This window comes from Nonomuraea sp. NPDC050556 (genome assembly GCF_044457355.1).
Classification (GTDB): Bacteria; Actinomycetota; Actinomycetes; order Streptosporangiales; family Streptosporangiaceae; genus Nonomuraea.
In genome coordinates this window covers 595497-617808 of record NZ_JBITGU010000003.1, presented here as the reverse complement: position 1 = coordinate 617808, position 22312 = coordinate 595497, and the positions used below count along the sequence as shown (strand labels likewise).

Annotated in this window: 21 protein-coding genes; 12 read left to right on the top strand and 9 right to left on the bottom strand. The window is 69.1% G+C overall.

The annotated features are described in order from the left end of the window. Positions 1 to 96: 96 nt before the first annotated feature. On the bottom strand, positions 97 to 756 hold the full coding sequence (locus ACIBG8_RS32010; RefSeq protein WP_397346761.1) for a hypothetical protein: 660 nt from the start codon (positions 754 to 756) through the stop codon (positions 97 to 99). Between the two features lie 75 nt (positions 757 to 831). On the opposite strand from ACIBG8_RS32010, the gene ACIBG8_RS32005 reads away from it, so the two are divergent. Continuing rightward, positions 832 to 2487: a glycoside hydrolase family 20 protein gene (locus ACIBG8_RS32005; RefSeq protein WP_397346760.1), complete on the top strand. Its 1656-nt coding sequence runs from the start codon at positions 832 to 834 to the stop codon at positions 2485 to 2487. A gap of 234 nt (positions 2488 to 2721) precedes the next feature. Here ACIBG8_RS32005 and ACIBG8_RS32000 read toward each other — a convergent pair whose 3' ends face one another. Beyond that, positions 2722 to 4188 (bottom strand): amino acid permease, encoded by a 1467-nt coding sequence (locus ACIBG8_RS32000; protein ID WP_397346758.1) that lies wholly within the window; start codon positions 4186 to 4188, stop codon positions 2722 to 2724. A gap of 110 nt (positions 4189 to 4298) precedes the next feature. Here ACIBG8_RS32000 and ACIBG8_RS31995 point away from each other — a divergent pair, with 110 nt between their 5' ends. Further along, positions 4299 to 5087 (top strand): DedA family protein, encoded by a 789-nt coding sequence (locus tag ACIBG8_RS31995; RefSeq protein ID WP_397346757.1) that lies wholly within the window; start codon positions 4299 to 4301, stop codon positions 5085 to 5087. Here ACIBG8_RS31995 and dxs read toward each other — a convergent pair. Next, the gene (dxs, locus tag ACIBG8_RS31990; protein ID WP_397347814.1) at positions 5038 to 6906 is read right to left on the bottom strand and encodes a 1-deoxy-D-xylulose-5-phosphate synthase; all 1869 of its coding nucleotides are present in this window, start codon (positions 6904 to 6906) and stop codon (positions 5038 to 5040) included. The genes ACIBG8_RS31995 and dxs overlap by 50 nt on opposite strands. A gap of 128 nt (positions 6907 to 7034) precedes the next feature. Here dxs and ACIBG8_RS31985 point away from each other — a divergent pair, with 128 nt between their 5' ends. From ACIBG8_RS31985 to ACIBG8_RS31950, 8 genes are all read left to right on the top strand, one after another. After that, positions 7035 to 7862 carry a neutral zinc metallopeptidase gene (locus ACIBG8_RS31985; RefSeq protein WP_397346756.1) on the top strand — a complete coding sequence of 276 codons (828 nt, stop codon included), beginning with the start codon at positions 7035 to 7037 and terminating at the stop codon, positions 7860 to 7862. A 76-nt stretch (positions 7863 to 7938) separates the two neighbouring features. After that, positions 7939 to 8715 (top strand): neutral zinc metallopeptidase, encoded by a 777-nt coding sequence (locus tag ACIBG8_RS31980; RefSeq protein ID WP_397346755.1) that lies wholly within the window; start codon positions 7939 to 7941, stop codon positions 8713 to 8715. A 71-nt stretch (positions 8716 to 8786) separates the two neighbouring features. Continuing rightward, positions 8787 to 9578: a neutral zinc metallopeptidase gene (locus tag ACIBG8_RS31975; protein ID WP_397346754.1), complete on the top strand. Its 792-nt coding sequence runs from the start codon at positions 8787 to 8789 to the stop codon at positions 9576 to 9578. A gap of 42 nt (positions 9579 to 9620) precedes the next feature. Continuing rightward, positions 9621 to 10436: a neutral zinc metallopeptidase gene (locus ACIBG8_RS31970; protein ID WP_397346753.1), complete on the top strand. Its 816-nt coding sequence runs from the start codon at positions 9621 to 9623 to the stop codon at positions 10434 to 10436. A gap of 62 nt (positions 10437 to 10498) precedes the next feature. Next, positions 10499 to 11275 carry an SDR family oxidoreductase gene (locus ACIBG8_RS31965; protein WP_397346752.1) on the top strand — a complete coding sequence of 259 codons (777 nt, stop codon included), beginning with the start codon at positions 10499 to 10501 and terminating at the stop codon, positions 11273 to 11275. Further along, positions 11272 to 12147 carry an arginase family protein gene (locus ACIBG8_RS31960; protein ID WP_397346751.1) on the top strand — a complete coding sequence of 292 codons (876 nt, stop codon included), beginning with the start codon at positions 11272 to 11274 and terminating at the stop codon, positions 12145 to 12147. Before ACIBG8_RS31965 ends, ACIBG8_RS31960 begins: the two co-directional genes overlap by 4 nt. A gap of 51 nt (positions 12148 to 12198) precedes the next feature. Then, positions 12199 to 12756, top strand: coding sequence for an RNA polymerase sigma factor (locus ACIBG8_RS31955; protein ID WP_397346750.1), 558 nt, complete (start codon positions 12199 to 12201; stop codon positions 12754 to 12756). Continuing rightward, on the top strand, positions 12753 to 13367 hold the full coding sequence (locus tag ACIBG8_RS31950) for a hypothetical protein (protein WP_397346749.1): 615 nt from the start codon (positions 12753 to 12755) through the stop codon (positions 13365 to 13367). The genes ACIBG8_RS31955 and ACIBG8_RS31950 overlap by 4 nt, the downstream gene beginning before the upstream one ends. On the opposite strand, the gene ACIBG8_RS31945 is transcribed toward ACIBG8_RS31950, so the two are convergent. The 5 genes from ACIBG8_RS31945 to ACIBG8_RS31925 all read right to left on the bottom strand — a co-directional run bounded on the left by ACIBG8_RS31945 (position 13364) and on the right by ACIBG8_RS31925 (position 18643). Continuing rightward, positions 13364 to 14563 (bottom strand): ROK family protein, encoded by a 1200-nt coding sequence (locus ACIBG8_RS31945; protein WP_397347813.1) that lies wholly within the window; start codon positions 14561 to 14563, stop codon positions 13364 to 13366. The genes ACIBG8_RS31950 and ACIBG8_RS31945 overlap by 4 nt on opposite strands. Positions 14564 to 14598: 35 nt before the next feature. After that, complete coding sequence (locus ACIBG8_RS31940) at positions 14599 to 15864, bottom strand: sugar ABC transporter permease (protein WP_397346748.1); 1266 nt, start codon at positions 15862 to 15864, stop codon at positions 14599 to 14601. After that, complete coding sequence (locus ACIBG8_RS31935; protein WP_397346747.1) at positions 15861 to 16613, bottom strand: ATP-binding cassette domain-containing protein; 753 nt, start codon at positions 16611 to 16613, stop codon at positions 15861 to 15863. The genes ACIBG8_RS31940 and ACIBG8_RS31935 overlap by 4 nt, the downstream gene beginning before the upstream one ends. A gap of 55 nt (positions 16614 to 16668) precedes the next feature. After that, on the bottom strand, positions 16669 to 17799 hold the full coding sequence (locus ACIBG8_RS31930) for a sugar ABC transporter substrate-binding protein (RefSeq protein ID WP_397346746.1): 1131 nt from the start codon (positions 17797 to 17799) through the stop codon (positions 16669 to 16671). Positions 17800 to 17923: 124 nt separating this feature from the next. Beyond that, entirely contained in the window at positions 17924 to 18643 is a 720-nt protein-coding gene (locus tag ACIBG8_RS31925) for a TSUP family transporter (RefSeq protein WP_397346745.1), read from the bottom strand. Positions 18644 to 18675: 32 nt separating this feature from the next. Between ACIBG8_RS31925 and ACIBG8_RS31920 the strand changes: the two genes are divergently transcribed. Continuing rightward, the gene (locus ACIBG8_RS31920; protein WP_397346744.1) at positions 18676 to 19380 is read left to right on the top strand and encodes a neutral zinc metallopeptidase; all 705 of its coding nucleotides are present in this window, start codon (positions 18676 to 18678) and stop codon (positions 19378 to 19380) included. Positions 19381 to 19416: 36 nt separating this feature from the next. Continuing rightward, positions 19417 to 20145, top strand: coding sequence for a neutral zinc metallopeptidase (locus ACIBG8_RS31915; RefSeq protein WP_397346743.1), 729 nt, complete (start codon positions 19417 to 19419; stop codon positions 20143 to 20145). 62 nt (positions 20146 to 20207) lie between these two features. Here ACIBG8_RS31915 and ACIBG8_RS31910 read toward each other — a convergent pair whose 3' ends face one another. Continuing rightward, the gene (locus ACIBG8_RS31910) at positions 20208 to 22211 is read right to left on the bottom strand and encodes a CBM35 domain-containing protein (RefSeq protein WP_397346742.1); all 2004 of its coding nucleotides are present in this window, start codon (positions 22209 to 22211) and stop codon (positions 20208 to 20210) included. Positions 22212 to 22312: the final 101 nt, after the last annotated feature.

Sequence of the window (22312 nt, the reverse complement as noted above, 5' to 3'; positions counted from 1 at the left end):
GGTCGCAGCGCATGCCGACAGGCCCAGCGCGTTGGGTGCGGTGGGCCTGTCGGGTGGGTGTCTCTCGGTGGGGCTTTGGGTTGCGGGACCCGGACTCTAGGAGCGGCGGCGGAGCCGTACGGTCAGGAGGGCTGCTCCCGCCACCACGAAGAGGGCTATCAGGGTGTACGGCTGGCGCCACCACGATGGCGTCGGGCGGTCCGGGGAGATGGCGGCTACCGGGGCGGCTGCTGGGAGGGCGGCGGCGGGTGGCTGGGCGGCGGTGCTGGGTTTGGTGGGGAGTGCGGCTGGACGGATCGTGCCCCAGGGGTCCTTGCCGTTGTTCGCGCTCAGGTACGCGGCCGCGGCCTCCTTATGTTCCGGGGCGGGAGGGTTCAGGCGGAGGGCGCCTGGCACGGTGAGGGTGCCCAGCGGGAAGGGGGCGAACCACTCCTGGACGCCCACGACCTGCCACGTTCCCGCGGGTACGGCGACGGCGGTGGCGTAGTGGGCGGGTTCGCGGAGTTTGACGGCGGGGAAGTCCAGGGTGCGCCGGCCGTCGGTGAATCGCAGGCCGACCTTGAGGTCGGACTCGCTGCCCCAGTACGGATGGCTCCCGTGCTGCAGCACCCACGAACCGATCGTGTACGACGTGTCCGGCTGGAAGGCGGCCGGCGCCGGGTCCAGGTACGTGACCGCCCATCCGCCTGCCTTGGCGGGCGCGGTGAGGGCCAGGATGGGGGCGATGATCGCCAGGAGGAGAAGTATGCGCCTCATGTAGTGCTTACACCGGCGGCCGGGGAGACGTTCTCTGGGCTGCCATTTGCGCGTTTATGCCCATACGGTAGGTGTGTGCGACACATTTCGGCATCGACGCCTCTTGAGAAGCCCGTGGTCATCCCTGCTCTGCAGACGTGGACGGGTGGATCGGGCACCTTCACCCTCCCGGCGGAACCGACCATCGCCACCCACGACGCGGCCCTTGCCGCGATCGCCGCCCCCGACCCGGCCCTTACCGCCATCGCCGCCCCCGACTCGGCCCTTACCGCCATCGCCGCCGCCGACCCAGCCCTTGCCGCCATCGCCAACCGCGACGCGGCCCTTGCCACCCGCGACGCGGCCATCGCCGTCCCCGACCCTGCCCTTGCCGCCCTGGGCACCCGCGACGCGGCCATTGCCGTCCCCGACTCTGCCCTTGCCGCCATGGCCACGCGGCTAGCCGCCGACCTCACCCGGCACACCGGGCGCCCCGCCCGTGTCGCCGACGCGGGAGGGGCGGATGTGGTCCTGGTGCTGGATCCGTCGTTGGGTGATGACCGCGGTGGTCTGCGGTTCGATCGGGAGGGGTATCGGCTGGAGGTCACGGCTCAGCGAGTGGTTGTCACGGCGCCTTCGGTGACCGGTCTCTTCTACGGGACGCGGAGTCTTCTGCAGATGCTGGTGCGGGGGGCGGTTCCGGTGGGGACGGCGGTGGACTGGCCCAATTATGAATCTCGTGGATTCATGCTTGATGTCGGGCGGCGGTTTTTCACCGCGGAGGCCATTCGGGGCTATATAGAGGTGATGGGTTGGTACAAGCTCAACGAGTTCCAGCTGCATCTCAACGACAACGAGATCAAGGCGCCGGATGGGGACTGGACCAAGGCGAAGGCGGCGTTCAGGCTCAGGAGTGACAATCCGGAGTTCTCTGGACTGGCGGCCGAAGATGGGGCTTATGACCGGGCCGAGTGGGATTCCTTTGAGGATCTCGCGAGCGCCAACGGGGTGACGATCATTCCGGAGATCGATGCTCCCGGGCATGCGCGGGCGTTCGTCGCGTTCCGGCCTGAGCTGGGGTTGGACGGGGGGAATTCCGACCACCTCGATCTCAGCAAGCCCGAGAGCACGGACTTTGTGAGGGATGTATTCACGGAATTCATGCCGTGGTTCAGGGCGGAGGAGGTTCACTACGGCACTGATGAGTACTTCGCTGATCCTGAGCTCTATCGCGGGTTCTTCAATGACATGGCCGCGCATGTGCGGGGGTTGGGGAAGCGGGCTCGGGCTTGGGGCAGTGCGACGCGGATGACCGGGACGGCTGATGGTTATGACCGGGGTGTGACGATCAACAGCTGGAACAACGGGTGGTACGGCCCAGCCGAGGCGGTTCGCGACGGGTACCGGTTCATCAACACCAATGATGATTTGTTGTACATCGTCCCCTATGCGGATTACTACCGCGGGGAGGGGTTGGACGGGCGGTGGTTGTACGAGAACTGGGAGCCGCACGTGTTCGCGGACGGGCAGGTGGTCGAGCCTGGGGAGCCGTTGTTGCTGGGGGCCATGTCGGCGGTGTGGAACGACCTGGTGCGGGCGGAGTACACGGAGCTTGACGTGTGGCGGATGGTGGAGCCGACGTTCGGGCTTCTCGCGCAGAAGATGTGGGCGGGGGGTGGGGGTGTGGCTTACGAGACGTTCATGGAGCACGTGCGGGAGGTCGGCTCACCTGGCCAACCGTGGCGAGGCTGACGGCCAGCCTTATGCAAGGGGCAGTGAGGGGTGCGGGCCACACGGAAAGCGGGAGACCTCGGGGTGCGGGAGCGCTGAGGGCGCGCGTGCTGAGGGCGCGCGTGCTGAGGGCGCGCGTGCTGAGGGCGCGCGTGCTGAGGGCGCGCGTGCTGAGGGCTCAAAAGAGATAGGGCCCCGCAAGCGAAGGGAGGGCGATCACCGTGCCCGGGTGGGCGGGGCGATCGCCCTGGTTGGTTAGGGCTTGGGGGCATTGGCGACGCGGCTGTGGCGGTAGCCGTACAGGAAATAGACGACCACGCCGATGATCATCCACACCACGAACCGGAGCCACGTCTCCACCGGCAGGTTCAGCATCAGGTACACGCAGGCCAGCACCGACAGCGCAGGCACCCACGGGACCAGCGGCGTGCGGAACGAGCGCGGCAGGTCCGGGCGCGTCCTGCGGAGGATGACCACGCCGATCGACACCACCACGAAGGCGAAGAGGGTGCCGATGTTGACCAGTTCGGCCAGGGCTCCCAGAGAGATGAAGCCGGACAGCAGCATCGTCACGCCGCCCACCAGCAGCGTGATCGTGGCCGGTGTGCCATAGCGGGGGTGGACCTTGGCCAGGCCGCGGGGCAGCAGGCCGTCGCGGCACATGGCGAACAGGACCCGCGTCTGACCCAGCATCAGGATCATCACGACCGTCGTGAGACCCGCGATCGCGCCGATGCTGATCAGCGTCGCCGCCCAGGTCTGCCCGACCGCGGCGAACGCGTCCGCGAGCGGCGCCTTCTCGCTGAGCTGGCTGTACGGCTGCATGCCGACCACCACCAGCGACACGGCGACGTAGAGGACCGTGCAGATCAGCAGCGACCCGATGATCCCGCGCGGCAGGTCACGCTGCGGCTCGATGGTCTCCTCGGCCGCGGTGGCCACGATGTCGAACCCGATGAAGGCGAAGAACACGATCGCGGCGGCGGAGAAGATGCCGATCACCCCGAAGGCGACCGGCGTGATGCCGAACAGCACCTGGATCAGCGGCGCCTTGAGACCGGAAACGCCGGCGGTGGACTCGGCGGGCGGGATGAAAGGCGTGTAGTTCGCGGCCTTGACGAAGAAGAGCCCGGCGATGATGACGAGCAGCACCACCGACACCTTGATCACCACGATGACCAGGTTGACCCGCGACGACAGCTTGATCCCGGCATAGAGGATGGCCGTCAGCAGAGCCACGATGACCATGGCCGGAATGTTGATAAATCCGGACTCGGCGTCGGCTATCGACGCCGGTAGATGGATGCCCATCGACGCGATCAGCGAGCTGAAGTACCCCGACCAGCCGACCGCCACCACGGCGCCGGCCAGCGCCATCTCCAGCATCAGGTCCCAGCCGATCACCCAGGCGGGAAACTCGCCCAGGGTGGCGAAGGAGAAGGTGTACGCGGACCCGGCGACAGGCACGGTCGAGGCGAACTCCGCGTAGCACAGCGCGGCAAGCGCGCAGACGACGCCGGCGACCACGAAGGACAGCGCGACGGCGGGCCCGGCGCTCTCCTTGGCCACCCGGCCGGTCAGCACGAAGATGCCGGTGCCGATGATCACACCGATGCCGAAGACCGTCAGATCGACGGCCGACAGCCGCTTGTGCAGCCGGTGCTCCGGCTCCTCCGTGTCGCGGATGGACTGCTCGACGCTCTTGGTGCGAAAGATCTCCACATTGTGATGTTGCCCACACCGCCGATGATCATTCACCTCCTCCTTCTGGCCGCCGCAGGTTCAGGCTGCAGGCCGATGTGGCGGACCAGCGGGAACGGCAGGCTGGACGCATGTTCAACGACCTGCTCGACACGCTCGCCAGCCAGGACATCGGTGTCGTGTGGCCGCTGATGCTCGCTTTCCTCACGCTCGACGCCTCCGTCGGCGTGGGCCTGATCATCCCCGGCGACGCGTTGCTCATCGTCGCGGGAACCACGGCGGACAGCCCCGCCGAGGCGCTGGCGCTGATCGCCGCGGGGGTGCTGGCCTGCGCGGCGGGCGCGACGGGAGGTCACTGGCTCGGCAGGAAGACCGGACCCAGACTGCGGTACGGCAGGCTGGGGCGGCGCATCGGCGAGGAGCGCTGGCTCAAGGCGGAGGCGTTGTTCGAGCGCAGCGGGTGGGCGCTGGCGGTGGCCTACTTCCTGCCGGTGGTGCACGCGCTGACCCCGGCGGTGGCGGGGACGCTCGGCGTGCCGTACCGGAAGTTCATGCCCTGGGCGCTGACCGGCGCCACCGCGTGGGTGAGCGCCTATGTGGCGCTGGGCGCGCTGGCCAGCGGCGTGGTGCGGGAGAACGCCGGGTTGCTGGTGCCCGTCGCGGCCGTGGCGGCCGTGGCCGTCGCCGGGCTGGCCGCCGTCGCCCGCAGAGCACTCAGCGGTGGCCGCCGAGCGCGCAAAAACGGCCACGCGCCCGAAGACCGCCAAGCGAGCGAAGGGCGCAAAGCAGGCAATACGCCTGAAGGCCACGGAGCACACGGTGCGCCCGAGGGCCACGGAGCACACGGTGCGCCCGACGACAGCGGAAAGGTCAGTGTGGCGCGTCGATCGGGGCGCTCCGGCGAGCGACTGCCTCGGTGATCTCGCGGGCCAGGTCCTGCCCCGTCAGGCCGATGTCGCCGAGGATCTTGGCCCGCTTGGCGTGGTCGAGGAAGCGCTGCGGGATCCCGAAGGTCCGCACCGGCACGTCCACGTCGGCGTCGCGCAGCAACCGCGCGACCGCGTCACCCACCCCGCCGACCCGCCCGTTGTCCTCCACGACCGCCACCAGCTTGTGCGCACCGGCCGCGAGCACGAGCGCGGCGTCGAGCGGCTTGACCCAGCGCGGGTCGACCACCGTGGCCGAGATGCCCTGAGCGTCGAGCAGCACCGCCGCGTCGAGGCACACCTGCGCCATCGGCCCGACGGCCACGAGCAGCACGTCCGGATCACCGGCCCGCAGCACGTCCATCTCGCCGAGCTTGCCGATCGCCGGGACGGTGTCGGCCACCGGCCCCTTGGGGAAGCGCAGCACGCTGGGCCCGTCGTAGACCACCGCCTCGCGCAGCAGCTCGACGACCCGCTCGCCGTCGCGCGGGACCGCGATGCCCAGGCCGGGGACGACCTGCAGGATCGACAGGTCCCACATGCCGTTGTGCGAGGCGCCGTCGTCGCCGGTGACGCCAGCGCGGTCGAGCACGACGGTGACCGGCAGCTTGTGCAGCGCGACGTCCATGAGCAACTGGTCGAAGGCGCGGTTGAGGAACGTCGCGTACACGGCGACGACGGGGTGCAGCCCGCCGAGCGCGAGCCCGGCCGCGCTGGTCAGCGCGTGCTGCTCGGCGATGCCCACGTCGAACGTGCGCTCGGGGTAGGCGTCGGCGAAGGCGTTGAGCCCGGTCGGGTGGAGCATCGCGGCGGTGATCGCCACCAGGTCCTCGCGCTCGGCGCCGAGCTTGACCAGCTCCTCGCTGAACACGTTGGTCCAGATGCGCCCCTTGGGCTTCTCCAGCCCGGTGGCGCGGTCGAAGGCGCCCGGCGAGTGGAACTGGTCCTCGTCGTGGTTCTCCGCCGGCGCGTAGCCTCGGCCCTTCTGGGTGAGCACGTGCACGATGACCGGTCCGCCGAAGGCGCGCGCCTTGGCCAGGGCCACCTCGACGGCCTGCTCGTCGTGCCCGTCGATCGGCCCGACGTACTTGAGCCCGAGGTCCTCGAACATGACCTGCGGCGACAGGACGTCCTTGACGCCCTTCTTGATACCGTGGAGCGCGTCGTAGACGAAGGGAACGTTCCCGATCTTGCTCTTGACGAACTCCAGCATGTCCTCGTAGCCGCGGGTCATCCGCAGCGAGGACAGGTGGCTGGCCAGGCCGCCGATCGTCGGGGAGTAGGAGCGCCCGTTGTCGTTGACCACGATGACGCAGCGCAGGTCCTTGACGTCGGCGATGTTGTTGAGCGCCTCCCAGGCCATGCCGCCGGTCAGCGCGCCGTCGCCGATGACCGCGACGACCGTGCGGTCGTGCTCGCCCTTGATCTTGAACGCCTTGGCCAGGCCGTCGGCGTAGGACAGCGCGGTCGAGGCGTGGGAGTTCTCCACGAAGTCGTGCTCGGACTCGGCCTGGCTGGGGTAGCCGGACAGGCCGCCCTCCTGCTTGAGCCGGTCGAAGCCGCCCGCGCGGCCGGTGAGCATCTTATGGACGTACGACTGGTGGCCGGTGTCCCAGATGATCGGGTCCTTCGGCGAGTCGAAGACGCGGTGCATGGCGATCGTCAGCTCGACGACCCCGAGGTTGGGCCCGAGATGCCCCCCGCTGCGGGCGCAGGAGTCGACGAGCAGGTCACGGATCTCCCCCGCCAGCTGTGGCAGCTCCTCGACCGCGAGCCGTTTGACGTCGTGTGGTCCCTTGACTGAGCCCAGCAGCCCGCTCACGGATCTTCCCCTCTGTCCACATCGCCAACAGACCGAGTCTAGTTCGTGGGGTCCGTGCTGACTCATCGGAGTCAAATCCGCCCCTCTTTGTCCGATCTTGACCTATTGTTTTCCCCACTATGATGACTTCTCCCCTCAGGAAACTCTCGTCACTCCTTGCAGCAGGCCTGGTGTTCTCCCTGGTCGGGATGGGTTCGGCTGAGGCTTCCGCCCAGCCGGCGCCCGCCGCGTCCCAGTCCGCTCCCCCGAGCGGGAAGCTGGCGGCGACGGCGAACCCTCTGTACAAGACCGGACGGCTGGCCGACTCGCACTGCCAGCCCGGCGACCTGCCCTCCGGAAGCACCGCGGCGTACAAGAGCTTCCTCACGAAGATGACCAACTGTCTCAACGCCTCCTGGACCTCGCAGTTCAGGAAGGCCGGTTTGTCGTTCAGCAAGCCCAGGCTGCGCATCATCACCAGGAAGGTGAAGACGCCCTGCGGCGCGTGGAGCACCGGCGCCGACGGCCTCTACTGCTCCGGCGACAAGACCATGTACATGCTGATCACCAAGGACCAGCTGCGCCAGCCGTTCGCGCTGGGCATCGCCCGCCTGATGGCGCACGAGTACGGTCACCACGTGCAGCAGATGTCCGGCATCTGGAACTACTACTGGGCGGCCAGGAACAGCTCGGGCACCGCCGCTGGGCTGCAGCTCTCGCGCCGCTCCGAGCTGCAGGCCGAGTGCTTCTCCTCGGTGTTCATGAGCACGATCGCCGACGACATGCCGATCGACCAGCAGCAGTGGGACGGCGTGGTGGACTGGTTCCGCAAGAACGGCGCCAAGAGCTGGCCGCAGAACGACCACGGCAAGGGCCCGACGCAGGCCGCCTGGATGGAGCGCGGCTACAAGTACGCCATGCCCGGCGCGTGCAACACGTGGAAGGCCAGCGCCGGCAACGTGACGTGACGCACGAAGCGGTACGGGCGCGACACGCCCGTACCGCGCTTTACCTGGGCACATCCCTCCAATAGGGTGCCTTCTCATGCGTACCCCCCTTATGACGCTGTTGTGCGGCGTCCTGGCGAGCTTGCTCTTCGCCGGCACGGCCTCCGCGGCCGCCACTCCGTCACCTGGGTTCAAGCCTGTGCTGACCAAGAACCCGCTCTACAAGACGGGCAAGTTCGACCTCGAGGAATGCCACGAGCAGCCGGTCCAGTCGGATGACCTGGACGGGGCGAGGATCTACCTCGAGTTCGTCATGGAGTGCCTGGACAAGTCCTGGACCGACCAGCTGGCCAAGGTGAACATCAAGTACGCCAAGCCGAAGTTCCAGGTCATCTCCAAGCCGGGCGCCCCGACGGGCTGTGGCACGTTCCCCCTCGGCGCCCAGGCGCTCTACTGCCCCAACAACAAGAAGATCACCTTCCTGCTCGACGCGGGCATCCTGTCCGAGCCCACCGAGCTGTTCCTCATGGAGGTGATCGCGCACGAGTACGGTCACCACATCCAGCAGCTCACCGGCATGCTGCCCGAGGTCGACAAGTACAAGGGCAAGAGCAAGGCGCGCATCTTCGAGGAGGCCCGCCGCGTGGAGCTGCAGGCCGAGTGCCTGTCCGGCGCCTTCATCGGCAGCATCTGGCACTCGCTGGGCCGGCGTGACTTCGACTGGAAGTACATCGTGAAGGTCGCCCAGGCGGGCTTCGACGACGGCATCCACGGCAAGCCGTCCAACATCGCCAAGTGGCTGCAGCGCGGGTTCGACGCCGAGTCGCCGAACGCCTGCAACACGTGGAGCGCCAAGAAGTCCACGGTCTCCTAGGACGCCACCGACCCGGGGTCAACCAACCCCGGGTCAACTTATCTCCATTTATTGCTCTATGATCCGCCGTCATGCGTATCCCCTTCCTCGTGGTGTCTGCTTGCATGATCACGGGCCTGGCCCTGTCCGGTACGGCGACCGCCGCCACCCGCCCTTCCGCCAGTCCCGCCAAGGTCGAGGCGGCGCCGATGCCCGCCGTACTGGTGAAGAACAAGATCTACCGGTCGGGCACCACCTCGCCCCAGTCGTGCAACATCCCCGAGATCCGCGCGGGAAGCACCGCCTCGCTGAAGTACTTCCACAAGGCGATGGCCAACTGCGCCAACCGGTTCTGGGCCACCAGGTTCAAGTCCGCCGGGCTGCGTTACACCCCGCCGAAGATCTTCATCACCACCGGCAGCAACTCCGTCTGCGGGAAGATCACCACCAACGGCGCCCAGTACTGCCCCACGCAGCGCACGGTGGCGATCCGGATCATGAAGCGTGACCTGAACGACCCGTTCAAGATGAACATCGCGCACTCCGTCGCCCACGAGTGGGGCCACCACGTGCAGCAGCTCGCCGGGATCCTGGACGCGCAGAACGTGCTCTACTGGCGGGCCAGGGGCACGGCCCGCGACATCGTGAGCCACCGCCTGGAGATGCAGGCCGAGTGCTTCGCCGGGGTCTTCTACAGCTCCACGCTCGAGTCGATCAACCCGGGCATCGACTGGGACACCTGGCTGGACGCGGTGAGCAGGGCCGGTGAGAGCAAGGTCCACGGCAAGCCGCGCAACCTGGCCTACTGGCAGAACCGCGGCTACAGCGGCGCCTCCGCGTCGTACTGCAACACCTTCGCCGCCCCGCTGACCCGCGTACGGTGAACGTCAATCAATCTTCAACCGGGGCGTAACAGACTCCTTCGCATGAAGCTCCCCCTCATCGCCACGGCCTCGGCCGTACTTGCCGGGTTGCTCTGCGCGACCGCGCCCGCTCCCGCCTCGGCCGCTACCAGCGCCGGGGCGTCGGAGACCCACGCCGTCTATCCGATCAAGAGCCGTCAGCTGACCCACCACAAGCTGTACACGACGGGCGCGCTCGCCCCCGTCGACTGCCCAGAGCCGCCGCTGGAGAACCGCAACGCGCGCCTGGCCAGGGAGTACGTGCAGAAGATCTACAACTGCCTGGGCCGCAGCTGGGGCGCGCACTTCAAGGAAGCGGGCATGCGCTTCAGCAGGCCGTCCCTCGGCTTCATTTCCAAGGCGAAGCGTTTCTGCGGCGACTCCTGGGGCGAGGCGGCGGGCATCTACTGCAACAAGAGCAGGAAGTTCGTCGTCCTGCTCGACAAGAAGACGTTGAAGAACATCGACGACCTGTTCCTCATGGACGTGGTCGCTCATGAGTACGGTCACCACTTGCAGAACATCTCCGGCATCAGGGCCGCCTTCGACGACGAGCCGTACCGGAACAAGAAGGAGCTCAACGAGCAGTACCGGCGTTACGAGCTGCAGGCCGAGTGCCTGTCCGGGGTCTTCATCGGCAGCGTCTGGGACTCCCTCGACCGCACCGACGAGGACTGGCAGCTCCTGCTGGACATCGTGGCCGCCAGCGGCGACGAGCACAGCAAGATCAGGGACCACGGCAAGGGCAGGATCCAGAAGTACTGGCTGAGCAGGGGCTTCGAGGCCGCTGCCCCGAGCGCCTGCAACACCTTCGCCGCCCCGTCGTCGAAAGTCGCCTAATCGCGGAAAGAACCTTTCCGCATAGGGTGATGGACTGTCTCCACAAGCCAAAGGAGACAGCCATGATCCTCGTCACAGCCGCCACCGCCCCCGTCGGCCGCTCCATCGTCGAGCAGCTGGCGGCGGCGGGCGCCCCCGTCCGCGCTCTGACCCGCGACCCGGAGAAGGCCGGCCTGCCCGCAGCCGCCGAGGTCGTGTCCGGTGACCTGGCGGACGCCGAGAGCCTGCGTGCCGCCTTCGACGGGGTCTCGGCGGTGTTCCTGCTGGCCGCGGTGCCCGGCTTCGCGCCCGCCTTCCTCGCCGCCGCCAAGGAGGCGGGGGTGCGGCGCGTCGTCTTCCAGTCGTCGGGCGCGATCGGGCAGGACAACGAGATCGCCGCCTTCCACGAGGACCTGGAGCGGCAGATCAGCGAGTCAGGGCTGGAGTACACGTTCCTGCGCCTGGCGGTCGCCTCGTCCGACCCGCTGATGTGGGCCTTCGACGTTCCCGGCCAGCTGCTCGCGGGCGACGTGGTGCGCGGGCCGTACGCGCGGGCGCAGGTCTCCTCCATCCACCCGGCCGACTTCGCGGCGATCGCGGTCGAGGCGCTGACCGGCGACGCGCACGCCGGCCGTACCTATGACGTGACCGGGCCCGTGTCGATGACGCACGCCGAGCAGATCGAGCGGCTCGGCAAGGACCTGGGGCGCCCGCTCACCTACGAGGAGCTCTCGCCCGCGGAGGCCAGGGCGGCCATCAGCCCCTTCGCGCCCGCCGACGTGCTCTTCGAGACGTGGGAGCGGCATCTGGACGAGCCCGCTCCGGTCTCCGGCGTCACTCCCGCCACAATGGGCGAATGAGACAGATCGCTTTGCTGGACGCCCCTTCCAACCTCGGCCTGCGCCCGCCGCTGCAGGGGGCCGTTCCCGGTTGCTACAAGGCCCCCGGCGTGCTGCGCGACGCCGGGCTGCTGGAACGGCTCGGTGCGCGCGAGGCGGGCGTGGTGACCGCCGCCCGCTACCTGCCCGACTGGACGCCCGGCATCGTGCGCAACGAGGCGGCCATCGCCGAGCACGGGCTGCTCCTGGCCGACCGGGTGGGCGCTCTGCTGGACGGCGGACGGACGCCCGTGGTGCTGGGCGGGGACTGCAGCATCCTCGTCGGTCTCGCGCTGGCGCTGAAGCGGCGCGGCCGCTACGGGCTGGTGTCGCTCGACGGGCTGGACTACCGGCACCCGGGCAACAGCGACAACGTGGGCGCTGCGGGCGGCGAGAGCCTGGCGATGGTCACCGGGCTCGGCGGGCCGCTGGCCGACCTGGGCGGGCTCGGCCCCTCCCTGCGCACCGAGGACGTGGTCGCGATCGGGTTCAGGCCGGACGACGAGTGCGCCGAGGAGGCCGCAGCGGCGGGCATGCACCTCATCGACGCCACCGCCGCCGTCGCCGACCCGGCGGCGGCCGTCGCGCGGGCGCTGGACGTCGTGGCGCGCCAGGAGCTGGACGGCTTCTGGATCCACTGCGACGCCGACGTCCTCGACCCGGCCGAGCTGGCCGCCGTGGACAGCCCGGAGCCCGGCGGGCTCGGCTTCGAGCACCTGGGCGCGCTGGTGTCCGGCCTGGTCGCCTCGCCGCGCTTCGCCGGGCTCGACCTCACCATCTACGACCCCGACCTCGACCCGGGTCTCGTCGGGGGCCGCCGCCTCGCTGACCTGCTGGTTCAGGCGCTCTTGTAAGGCTTTGCGCCCTTCGTTCCAAGTACCGGTTGTAGATCGACGAAGGGGGCAGTGCCGGTGCTGCGAAAGAAGGCGGAGTTCGCTAAGGATCCCGCCGCGTTCGAGACCTTCTACCGGCGGCATGTCGACGACATCACCCGGTTCCTGGCCCGCCGGGTCGACGATCCCCACCAGGTGGCCGACCTGGTGGCGGACGTCTTCCTGGCGGTGCTCGACTCGGCCCACACCTACAGGGCGGGGCTGGGCAGCGAGGTGGCCTGGCTGTACGGCGTGGCGCGGAACACGCTGTCCGCCGAACGCAGGCGGGCCGTCCAGGAGTCGCGGCTGACGGGCCGGGTCGGCGGGCGGCGTCAACTCGACACCGACGACCTGACCAGGCTCGAAGAGCGGATCGACGCGGAACGGCCGGCCAGGCGGGCCTTCCAGGCCATGACCGATCTGCCCGAGGGCGAGCGCGCCGTACTCGAACTGGTCGTCATCGACCAGCTGACGGTCACCGAGGCGGCCGCCGCTCTGGGCATCCGGTCGGGGACCGCCATGGTCCGGCTGCACCGCGCCCGCCGGAGGTTGCAGGCACTCCCTCTCGTCATGGAAGGAACACCCGGATGAGGTTCGAGGAGCAGATTCTCATGGAGATGCAGACAGAGATCGTCGCGCGTAACGCCCGCGGCCGCCGCAGGCGCGTGCTGGCGATGGGCGCGACGGTGGCCGGGCTCGCGGCCGTCGCGGCCATCGGCGTACCCCTGCTGACCGGCACGGAGTCGCCCGCGTACGCGGTGAGCAAGGGCGCGGACGGCACGGTCAGGGTGCTGATCAACGAGTTCAGGGACGCCGACCGGCTGGAGCGCGACCTGGCCAAGGTGGGCATCACGGCCGACGTGTCCTACCTCAAGCCCGGCACGAGGTGCGACTTCGACCGCGGCGAGCTGGCCGGGGGCAAGGACTCGATGCTCCAGGACAACTACAGGTCGTCCGTGCACGCGAAGGTGATGCGGGGGCGCGACCGCGGGTTCGACATCAACCCGGAGTACCTCGGCAAGGGCCAGACGCTGGTGCTGGAGTTCAGCGAGAACGACGACCAGTCCACCGGCAAGCCGAAGGTTCTGTATTCCTTCAGCGCCAGGGTGGTCGTCGGCAAGGTCAAGCCCTGCAAGGTCATCGCCGACCCGTCCTGGTACGACGTGGGCGGCCCCGAGGGCCAGCCGCCCGCCGGAAGCTAGGCGTTCCCGGCGCGGGCCAGCGCTTCCAGGGGGTCGGCGAGCACCTGTGAGAAGGCCAGCTCGGCGGCCCCCACCAGCGTCGCGTCATCGGCCAGCGCCGAGGTGCGCAGCCGCAGCTTCTCCCTGTGCACCGCGAGGGCGTGCAGGGCCACGCGGCTGCGCACCTGGGCGGCCGAGCCCAGGTAGACCTCGCGCAGCATCCCCCCGAAGATCACCATTTCCGGGTTGAAGATGTTGACCAGGCTCGCCACCCCGAGCCCCAGCCAGTCGCCGACCTTGCTGAGCGCCTCCTGCGCCCTGATGTCGCCGCGGTCGGCCGCGTCCACGACGGCCCTGACCGCGTCACGGCCGACGGAGCCGACCTCGACCCCGGCCCGTCCGGCGAGTTCGAGCAGCGCCCGCTCCCCCACCTCCGACTCCAGGCAGCCGCGCGAGCCGCACCCGCACTCGCGCCCGCCAGGATGCACGACCATGTGGCCGATCTCGCCGCCGTAGCCCTCGTGGCCGCCGAGCAGGTGGCCACCCGCGATCACGCCGCCGCCGATGCCGACGTCGCCGTGCAGGTAGATGAGGTCGCGCACGCCCGCGCCCACGCCCCTGCTGTGCTCGGCGAGCGCGCCGAGGTTGGCGTCGTTGCCGACGCTGACCGGCAGCCCCAGCTCGCCACCCAGCGCCGAGCCGAAGGGCACCTCCTCGACGTGCAGGTTCGGCGCGAACCTGATCACCCCGTCGCCCCTGCGCACCCCGCCGGAGACGGCGGCGCCGACGCCCACGCAGACCGTGTCCTTGCGCCGCATCCGCTGGGCGAACCCGGCCAGCTTCACGACCGTCTCGTCCAGGCCGAAGGTGCCGCGCTGCCGTACCGACTCGTGCCGGTCGAGGATCACGCCGCCCAGCCCGACGCGGGCGGCCACCAGCCGGTCGGGACCCACGTCGAAGGCGAGGACGTGGACACGCGCCGACTCGGGGCGGACCACCAGCGAGGGACGGCCGGCGCGGCCCGTCTCGCGGGGCAGTTCCTCCCGCACCAGGCCGGCCGCCGCCAGGTCGGCGGTCAGCGCCATGATCGTGCTGCGGTTGAGCCCCATCCGCGAGGTGAGCTCGGCCCGCGAGGTCGGCCCGCCGAGGTGGACATGACGCAGTAGGGCGCCCAGGTTGTGGCGCCTGATGTCCTCCTGGGACGGGCCGGCACGCATGATCGTCGGTTCCTGGTAGGCGTCGAAGTCGCTGATCACCTTAGACCAGCGGCGGACGCGCGACGACGCGAGATGGCGTCGACGCCCGCTGCCAGCAGGAGCACACCTCCGGTTACCAGGTACTTGGCGCTGGAGCCCAGTCCCATGAGGCCCATGCCGTTCTCGATCACCGCGACGACCGCGCCGCCGAGCACCGCGTCCAGCACCCTGCCCTTGCCGCCGAACAGGCTGGTGCCGCCGATGACGGCCGCGCCCACGGCGTACAGGAGGACGGTGCTGCCGCCGGTGTTCGGGTCGACCGAGGCGGCCTTGGACGCGGCGATGATGCCGCCGATCGCGGCCATGCCCGAGCAGATCACGAACGCGCTGATCTTGATCCGGTCGACCGGGATGCCCGCCCTGCGCGCCGCCTCCACGTTCCCGCCGACCGCGTAGACGTGGCGGCCGAAGGCGGTACGGCGGAGCACGAACGTCCACACCACGAGCAGCACCAGGATGATCGGCACCACGATCGGCACGCCGCTGAGCGAGGCGAACAGCGGGTTCCTCGACCGTTCCAGGTTGAGCACGTAGACGGAGGCCCCGGCGATGACGGCCAGCGCGCCCACGCGCGCCGCGATCAGCGTCAGCGGCTCGGCGACGAGCCCGCGCGCCGCCCGCTTGCGCGCCCTGACGATCTGCACCGCCGCGTAGGCGGCCACGCACAGGGCGAACAGCGCCCAGCCCAGCGTGGGCGGCAGGTTGTTGTTCTCGATCGCCTTGATCACCGGGTCGGTGATCGAGATGTTGGTGCCCTCCTTCAGCAGCACCAGCACCAGGCCCTGGAAGCCGAGGAAGGCGGCGAGCGTGACCACGAAGGACGGCACGCCCACCTTGGCCACCAGCGTGCCCAGCAGCAACCCGATCACCACCCCGGTGACCATGGCGGCCAGCACGCAGACGTACCACGGCAGGCCGAACTGGGTGAGCGTGACGGCCAGCACCGCGGCGCACACGCCGCTGGCGAAACCGGCCGACAGGTCGATCTCGCCGAGCAGCAGGACGAACACCAGGCCCATCGCGATCACGGTGACCGCTGCGCCCTGGGTGAAGAGGTTCGCGAAGTTGCCCGCTGAGACGAAGTTGGGGCGCAGGATCGCGAACACGACGCAGAGCACGAGCAGGCCGAGCACGGCGGGCAGGGCGCCGATGTCGCCCTGCCGTACCCGCTCGACGTAGGCGCGGCTGCTGTGCGCGATCGAGGGTGACTGGGTCGCGGTGACGATCGCGTCGTCCGCGGGGAGGTCCTTGACCTTGTTCATTGGGCGATCCCCAGATCTCCGCTACGGCCTGAGGTGATGAGTTCGACGATCTGCGCGTGCGTGACGTCGGACGTCTTGACCTGGGCTGCCATCCGGCCCAGGTAGAGCGCCGCGATCCGGTCTGACACGGCGAACACGTCGTTCATGTTGTGCGAGATGAGCACGACGGCCAGGCCCTTGTCGGCCATCCTGCGCACGAGTTCGAGCACCTGCGCGGTCTGGGCGACGCCGAGGGCGGCGGTCGGCTCGTCGAGGATGACGAGCTTGCTGTTCCAGAGCACGGCCTTGGCGATGGCGACGGTCTGCCGCTGGCCGCCGGACAGGCTGGAGACCTGCTGCCTGATGGACTTCACCGTCCTGACCATGAGGCTGGACAGGGTCTGCTCGGCGAGCTCCTCCATCGTGGCCTCGTCCAGGATCAGGCCGCTCTTGCGCTCCCTGCCCAGGAACATGTTCTGGACGATGTCGAGGTTGTCGCACAGCGCGAGGTCCTGGTAGACGATCTCGATGCCCAGGGCCGCCGCGTCGCGCGGGCTGTGCACCTGCACGGGCTTGGCGTCGAACAGGAACTCGCCCGAGTCGATCGGGTAGATGCCGCCGACACACTTGACCAGTGTGGACTTGCCGGCGCCGTTGTCGCCGACGAGCGCGGTCACCTCGCCGGGGTAGGCGGTGAACGCGACGTCATGCAGGACCTGGACGGGACCGAAGCTTTTGTCGATCCCCCTGAGTTCGAGCACGGGGTTCAATGGGGGCTCCTCGGGGAGGAGGGGGTACGGCGACGCCGTACCCCCAGCCGATTTTCTACTGGATTCCGGCTTCTGTGCACTTCTTGGCGAAGTCGCCGGTGCACAGCTCCTCCTTGGTGACGTAGCCGTCGGCCACGACGTCCTTCACGTTGTCGAAGTAGATGGCCTGCGGGGTGAGCAGCTCGGCGGGGACGTCCTGCTTGCTCTCCGGGTCGGCCACCTTGCCGGACGCGGTGGGCTTCTCGCCCTTGGCGACCGCGATGGCCAGCTTGGCTGCCGCGTCGGCCTCCTGCTTGATCGCCTTGTAGACGGTCATGCACTGGTCGCCCGCGAGGATGTTCTGCAGGCCCTGGACGGTGGCGTCCTGGCCGGTGACCGGCACCTTGCCGTTGAGCTTGTTCTTCTTCAGCACGGTGATGGCCGCGTTGCCGAGCCCGTCGTTGGCGGCGAGCACGCCGGCGATCTTCGACTGCTCGCTGAGCATGTTCTCGAAGATCGTGCCCGCCTGGGTGTTGTCCCAGTCGGGCACGGACTGGTCGGGGCCCTTGACGTACTCGCCCGCGTCGTACTTGGGCTTGAGTACGCTGTCGTAGCCCTCCTTGAACAGGGTGGCGTTGTTGTCGGTCGGCGAGCCGTTCAGCTCGGCGATGATCGGCTTGCTGGCCTTCTTGTCGGTCAGGCACTTGACCAGGCCCTCGCCCTGCAGCTGGCCGACCTTGGTGTTGTCGAAGCTGACGTAGAAGGCCGCGCCGCCGCCCAGGGTGAGGCGGTCGTAGTCGATGACCGGGACGCCCTGCGCCTTGGCCTTCTCGATCACGGCCTTGCCGGTGCCCGAGTCCAGGTTGACGATCATCAGCACGTTGGCGCCGTTGGTGATCATCTGGTCGGCGATGGTCTGGAAGGCGTTCTTGTCGTTCTGCGCGTTCTGGATGTCGGACTCGACACCGGCGGCCTTGAAGGCCTCCTCCAGATACTTGCGGTCGGCCGTCTCCCAGCGCGCCGAGGACTTGCTGTCGGGCAGGATGACGCCGACCTTGGCGGCCTTGGCCGCCGGAGCGCTGGCGCTGGCACTGGCGCTTCCACTGTTCTGCGTTGTCGTGGTGTCACCGCTCTGGCCCCCGCAGGCGGTGAGACCGAGGGTCAGCGCCGCTGTCGCGGCGGTCAGGCTGAGGATCCCCTTGCGCATGGCATGGGTCCTTTCGTGGGGGGTTTGAATGTTGTTTGCGGCAACGTATTCCGCCCTGGCGCGCATGGGAAGACCTAGCGGAGACTGAGTTTGTTGTTCGGGGTAACAATCCAGAAACGCCCGCTTAACGGGCGAGGCTCTGCGTGATCAGGGCAAGCGCGGAAACCGCTGCCACGCCGAGGACCGCGACGCGCACCCGGCCGCCGTCCAGGTAGCGGCGCAGCGGGCCGGAGACGAGGAAGCCCACGACCATGAAGGGGATCAGCAACGCCCCGGAGACGAGCGCGGTGTTCGGCAGGTGGCCGACGATCTTCAGGATCACGAGCGACTGGGCGGCGCTGAGGAAGAAGAACATCGCGAGCGTGGCCCTGATCTGCGGCCCCTTGGCCGTCTGGTAGACCAGCCCCATCGGCGGCCCGCCGATGCCGGTCGCGGTGCCGGTGACCCCGGAGACGAACCCGGCCCCGGTGAGCGTGCCCCCGTTGCGCGGTACGGCGGGCGCCCAGGCGGTCAGCGCCACCGCGACCAGCACCATGGCCCCCACCAGCACCCCGAGCGTCGACACCGAGATGTAGACGACGACCAGCGCCCCCAGAGCGCTGCCCGGCAGCCTGCCGAGCACCGCGAAGCCCAGCCCGCGCCAGTCCACCTTCCGCCACTCGGCCGCGAGGGTGAACAGCGGCAGCGTGACGTTGACCACCTGGATCGCGCCGGGCATCAGCCCGGGGTCGAGCATCGTGAGCACCGGAGCGGCGACCAGCCCCAGCCCGAACCCCACGCCGCCCTGGACCACCGAGCCGACAAATACCGCGAAACCCGCAATAACCAGGCTTAATGTCGTCATACCCGGAGATCTAACCAGTAGGCTCCATGCCCGTGTTCACCCCCTTGCTCGTCGCCGCGCTGGCGCTCACCCCCACGCCGCTGTACGACTCCGGCCGCATGAAGACCTCGTCGTGTCACGAGCGCGTGCTCACGCAGGGCGGCATCCCGCACGCCAAGGAGTACCTGGCGGCGGTGACGTCGTGCCTGGACGCCGCGTGGTCGGCGCACCTGCACCCGTTCAGCAAGCCGTCCGTCCGCTACTACGAGGAGCCCGCCGACCGGGTGTGCGGGGTGCCGTGGCCGTCGGGCGCCTCGGCGTTCTACTGCACCACCTCGCGCACGCTGCACTTCCCGCTGGAGGGGGCGTGGATCGAGGACCGCACCGATCTGTACCCGTTCAAGGTCGCCGCCCATGAGTACGGCCACCACGTCCAGCAGGTCACCGGCCTGCGCCGCGCCTACGAGCGCCTGGCGCGCGCCACCCCGCGCCGCGCGGCCGAGTACAACCGGCGCTACGAGCTGCAGGCCGACTGCCTGGCCGGGGTGTTCCTCGGCAGCGTGTGGGACTCCCTCGACCGCTCGCCCAAGGACTGGGCCGACCTGGTGGACGCCACGATCGCCAGCGGCGACTGGGGCGAGGACTACCGCAGCCACGGCAGGGGGACCACCCGCGCCTACTGGCTGAAGCGCGGCTACGCGGCCGTCTCCCCCGGCGCCTGCGACACGTGGAAGGCGCCCGCCTCGAAGGTGTCATGAAAGCGACGATCAAGCCGGGTCGCGCACGCTTGGCGCATGAAGCTCGCCTTGATCGTCCTCACCGGACTACTGACCACCACCTCGCCCGCCCTGACCCACAACAAGCTGTACGAGACGGGCGCCATGGCCCCCACAGCCTGCAAGCTGCCGTCCATGCCCAACCGGGGACACAAGGCCGTGTCCGCCCACGTGAACAACCTGCTGACCTGCCTCGACACGGCGTGGGGCAAGCACCTGGGCGGGTACGGCAAGCCGTGGGTGCGCTACTACACCGACGGCAGCGCGAAGTTCTGCGGCGGCAAGGTCGGCGACTCCGCCCCCGGCGCGTACTGCAACATCGACCACCAGATCGCGATCATCGTCCCCGAGGCGGTGCGCGAGTACGCCCCCGAGGTGGGCTTCATGCTGGTCATGGCGCACGAGTACGGTCACCACATCCAGTACACGACCGGCATGTGGGACGCCGTGCTCAAGGAGCGGTTCAAGGACAAGAAGCAGCTGCTGGAGGCCAACCGCCGCTACGAGCTGCAGGCCGACTGCCTGGCCGGGGTCTACATCGGCGCCAACTGGCAGGGCCAGAAGCGCTCGGTCGGCGAGTGGGGCGCGCTCATGGCGCTGACCTGGGCCATCGGCGGCGAGAAGGGCAGCATGACCAACGACCACGGCTCCCGGGAGAACCGGGCGAGCTGGTTCAACAAGGGCTTCGCCGCCGAGTCCCCCAGCGTCTGCAACACCTGGTCCGCGCCCTCGTCGAAGGTGGCCTAGCCAGGGCGGCATCCGGTCGCGGCGAGCGTCGCTGCGCTCGCCGCTCCTCACTACCGGAGTCGCTAGCCGGTGTACTGGGCGAAGATCTTGGTGAAGTCGTAGGGCTGCTGGGAGACGCCGCTGCAGGCGTTGAGGTCACCTCCCGAGCCGCAGGCACGGTCGCGGTTGAGCTCCCAGAAGGTGAGGCGGGCGATGTGGTGCTCCTGCGCGTAGGCGAGCATCGTGCGGAAGTCGGTGAGGCTGACCACCTCGTCCGCGTCGTCCGTCTTGCCGTTCATGGACGACAGGCCGATGTGGGCGTAGGTGACCGCGTCGCTGTAGCCGTACGCGGCCTTGACCCTGGCCTTGAGGCCCTCGACGGCGCTGACGGTCGCGGCGCCCATGGTGCCGGTGTGGCCGCCGAAGTCGAACGGCATGACCGTCCAGACGTCGTTGGCCAGGCCGGAGTTGGCGCCTCTGGTGATCATGTCGACGCCGGTGGAGTCCGGGCCGCTGGGCGTGGTGCCGAAGGTGATGACGGTCTTCAGCCCGGGGTTGTTCGCCTTGACGGTCTTCAGTGCGTCGATCACGCGCTGCCTGACGGTGGCGCTGGCCCACTCGGTGTTCTCGATGTCGATGTCGAGGACCTTGAGGTTGAAGGCGCTGATCACCTTCTGGTACGCCCCGGCCAGGGCGGAGGCGCTGGTGCACTTCTCGCCCAGCTTCGTGCCCGACCAGCCGCCGACCGAGATGACGACGTCACCGCCCGCCGACCTGATCGCGTTGATCGCGGCCTGGTCCGTGCCGCCGGTGAGGGCGCGCGTGCCGTCCCACTTGGGGTTGCAGGTGCCGTCGGACAGGATGAACGCCAGGGTGAACCACTTCACGCCGGTCGCGGACATCACCGCCGCCGGAGTGCTGGAGCTGCCCCAGCCCGCGTACTTGTACGGCGCGACCGCCATGCCCGGCCCCGTGGACCCCGGCTGCGTCGTGCCGGTCACGGGCGCGCTGGGCGGCGAGACGTTGCCCGCCACGTCGACGGCGACGATCGTGTAGGTGTGGGTGCTGCTCGCCGCCAGCCCGCCGATCGTGGCGCTGGTACCCGCAGGGCTGGCCTGGACGGTCGAGCCTTCGAGCACGCGGTAGCCGGTCACGCCGACGTCGTCGGTGGAGGCGTCCCAGGCCAGCGAGATGCTGCTGCTGGTGGTGCCGGTCACGCGCGGGTTGCCGGGCGCGGTGGGCGGCTGGCCGTCACCGCCGCCTATGGACAGCTTGTCCAGGTTCGGGCCGCCGTTGGCGGTGGTGGCGGTGGCCCTGATGGTGTTCGCGCCAGCGTTCAGGGTGGCGGGCACCTGGATGGTGGCCCAGGTGTCCCAGTTGGCCGTGCCGGTGAAGTCCTGGGCGACGGGCGCTCCGCCGTTGACGGTGATCGCCAGGGGGCGGTTGACCGTGGTGCCGTTGGCGTACCTGAAGGCCAGTACGGCGGCGCCGGCCTGCTGCGGCGTGACGGTCCACTCCACGTAGCCGCCGGTGGTGTTGACGTAGTCGACGAAGCCGGTGCCGGTGAAGCCGGTGTGGTTGGTGGCGACCATGGCCTGGCTGAGGGTGGCGTCCTCGGCCTGGTAGTCGTTGGTCGGCTGCTGGACGTCGGCTTCGAGGTAGTCGAGGTTCGGCCCGCCGTTCGCGGTGGTCGCGGTGGCGGTGATCGTGTTGGACCCGGCGTTGAGCGTGGCCGTCAGGGTGGCCGTGGCCCAGGTGTCCCAGTTGCCCGTGCCGTTGAAGTCCTTGGCCGTGGGGGTTCCGCCGTTGACGGCGATGGTCATCGGGCGGTTGGCGGTGGTGCCGTTGGCGTAGCGGAGGGCGATCGTGGCCTGGCCCGCCTGGGGGGCCGACACGGTGAAGGTGATCGAGCTGCCGGTGACGTTGTCGTAGTTCACGAAGCCGGTGCCCGAGTAGCCGGTGTGGTTGGACTCCACGACGCCCTGGGAGATCGCGGCGTTCTCGGCTTCGTAGCGGGTGGTGGCTGCTTGGGCTGGGGTGGCGGTGAAACCGAGAAGGAGGGATAACGCGAGGATGGCTCTGCGCACGGGGCTCACGCCCTTCCACGGGGGGTGTTTGTTAGGAAGGGTTCCTAACAACTAACCTCATGTCAAGGCATGAAAAAACCGCCCGTCCGCTCGGGACGGGC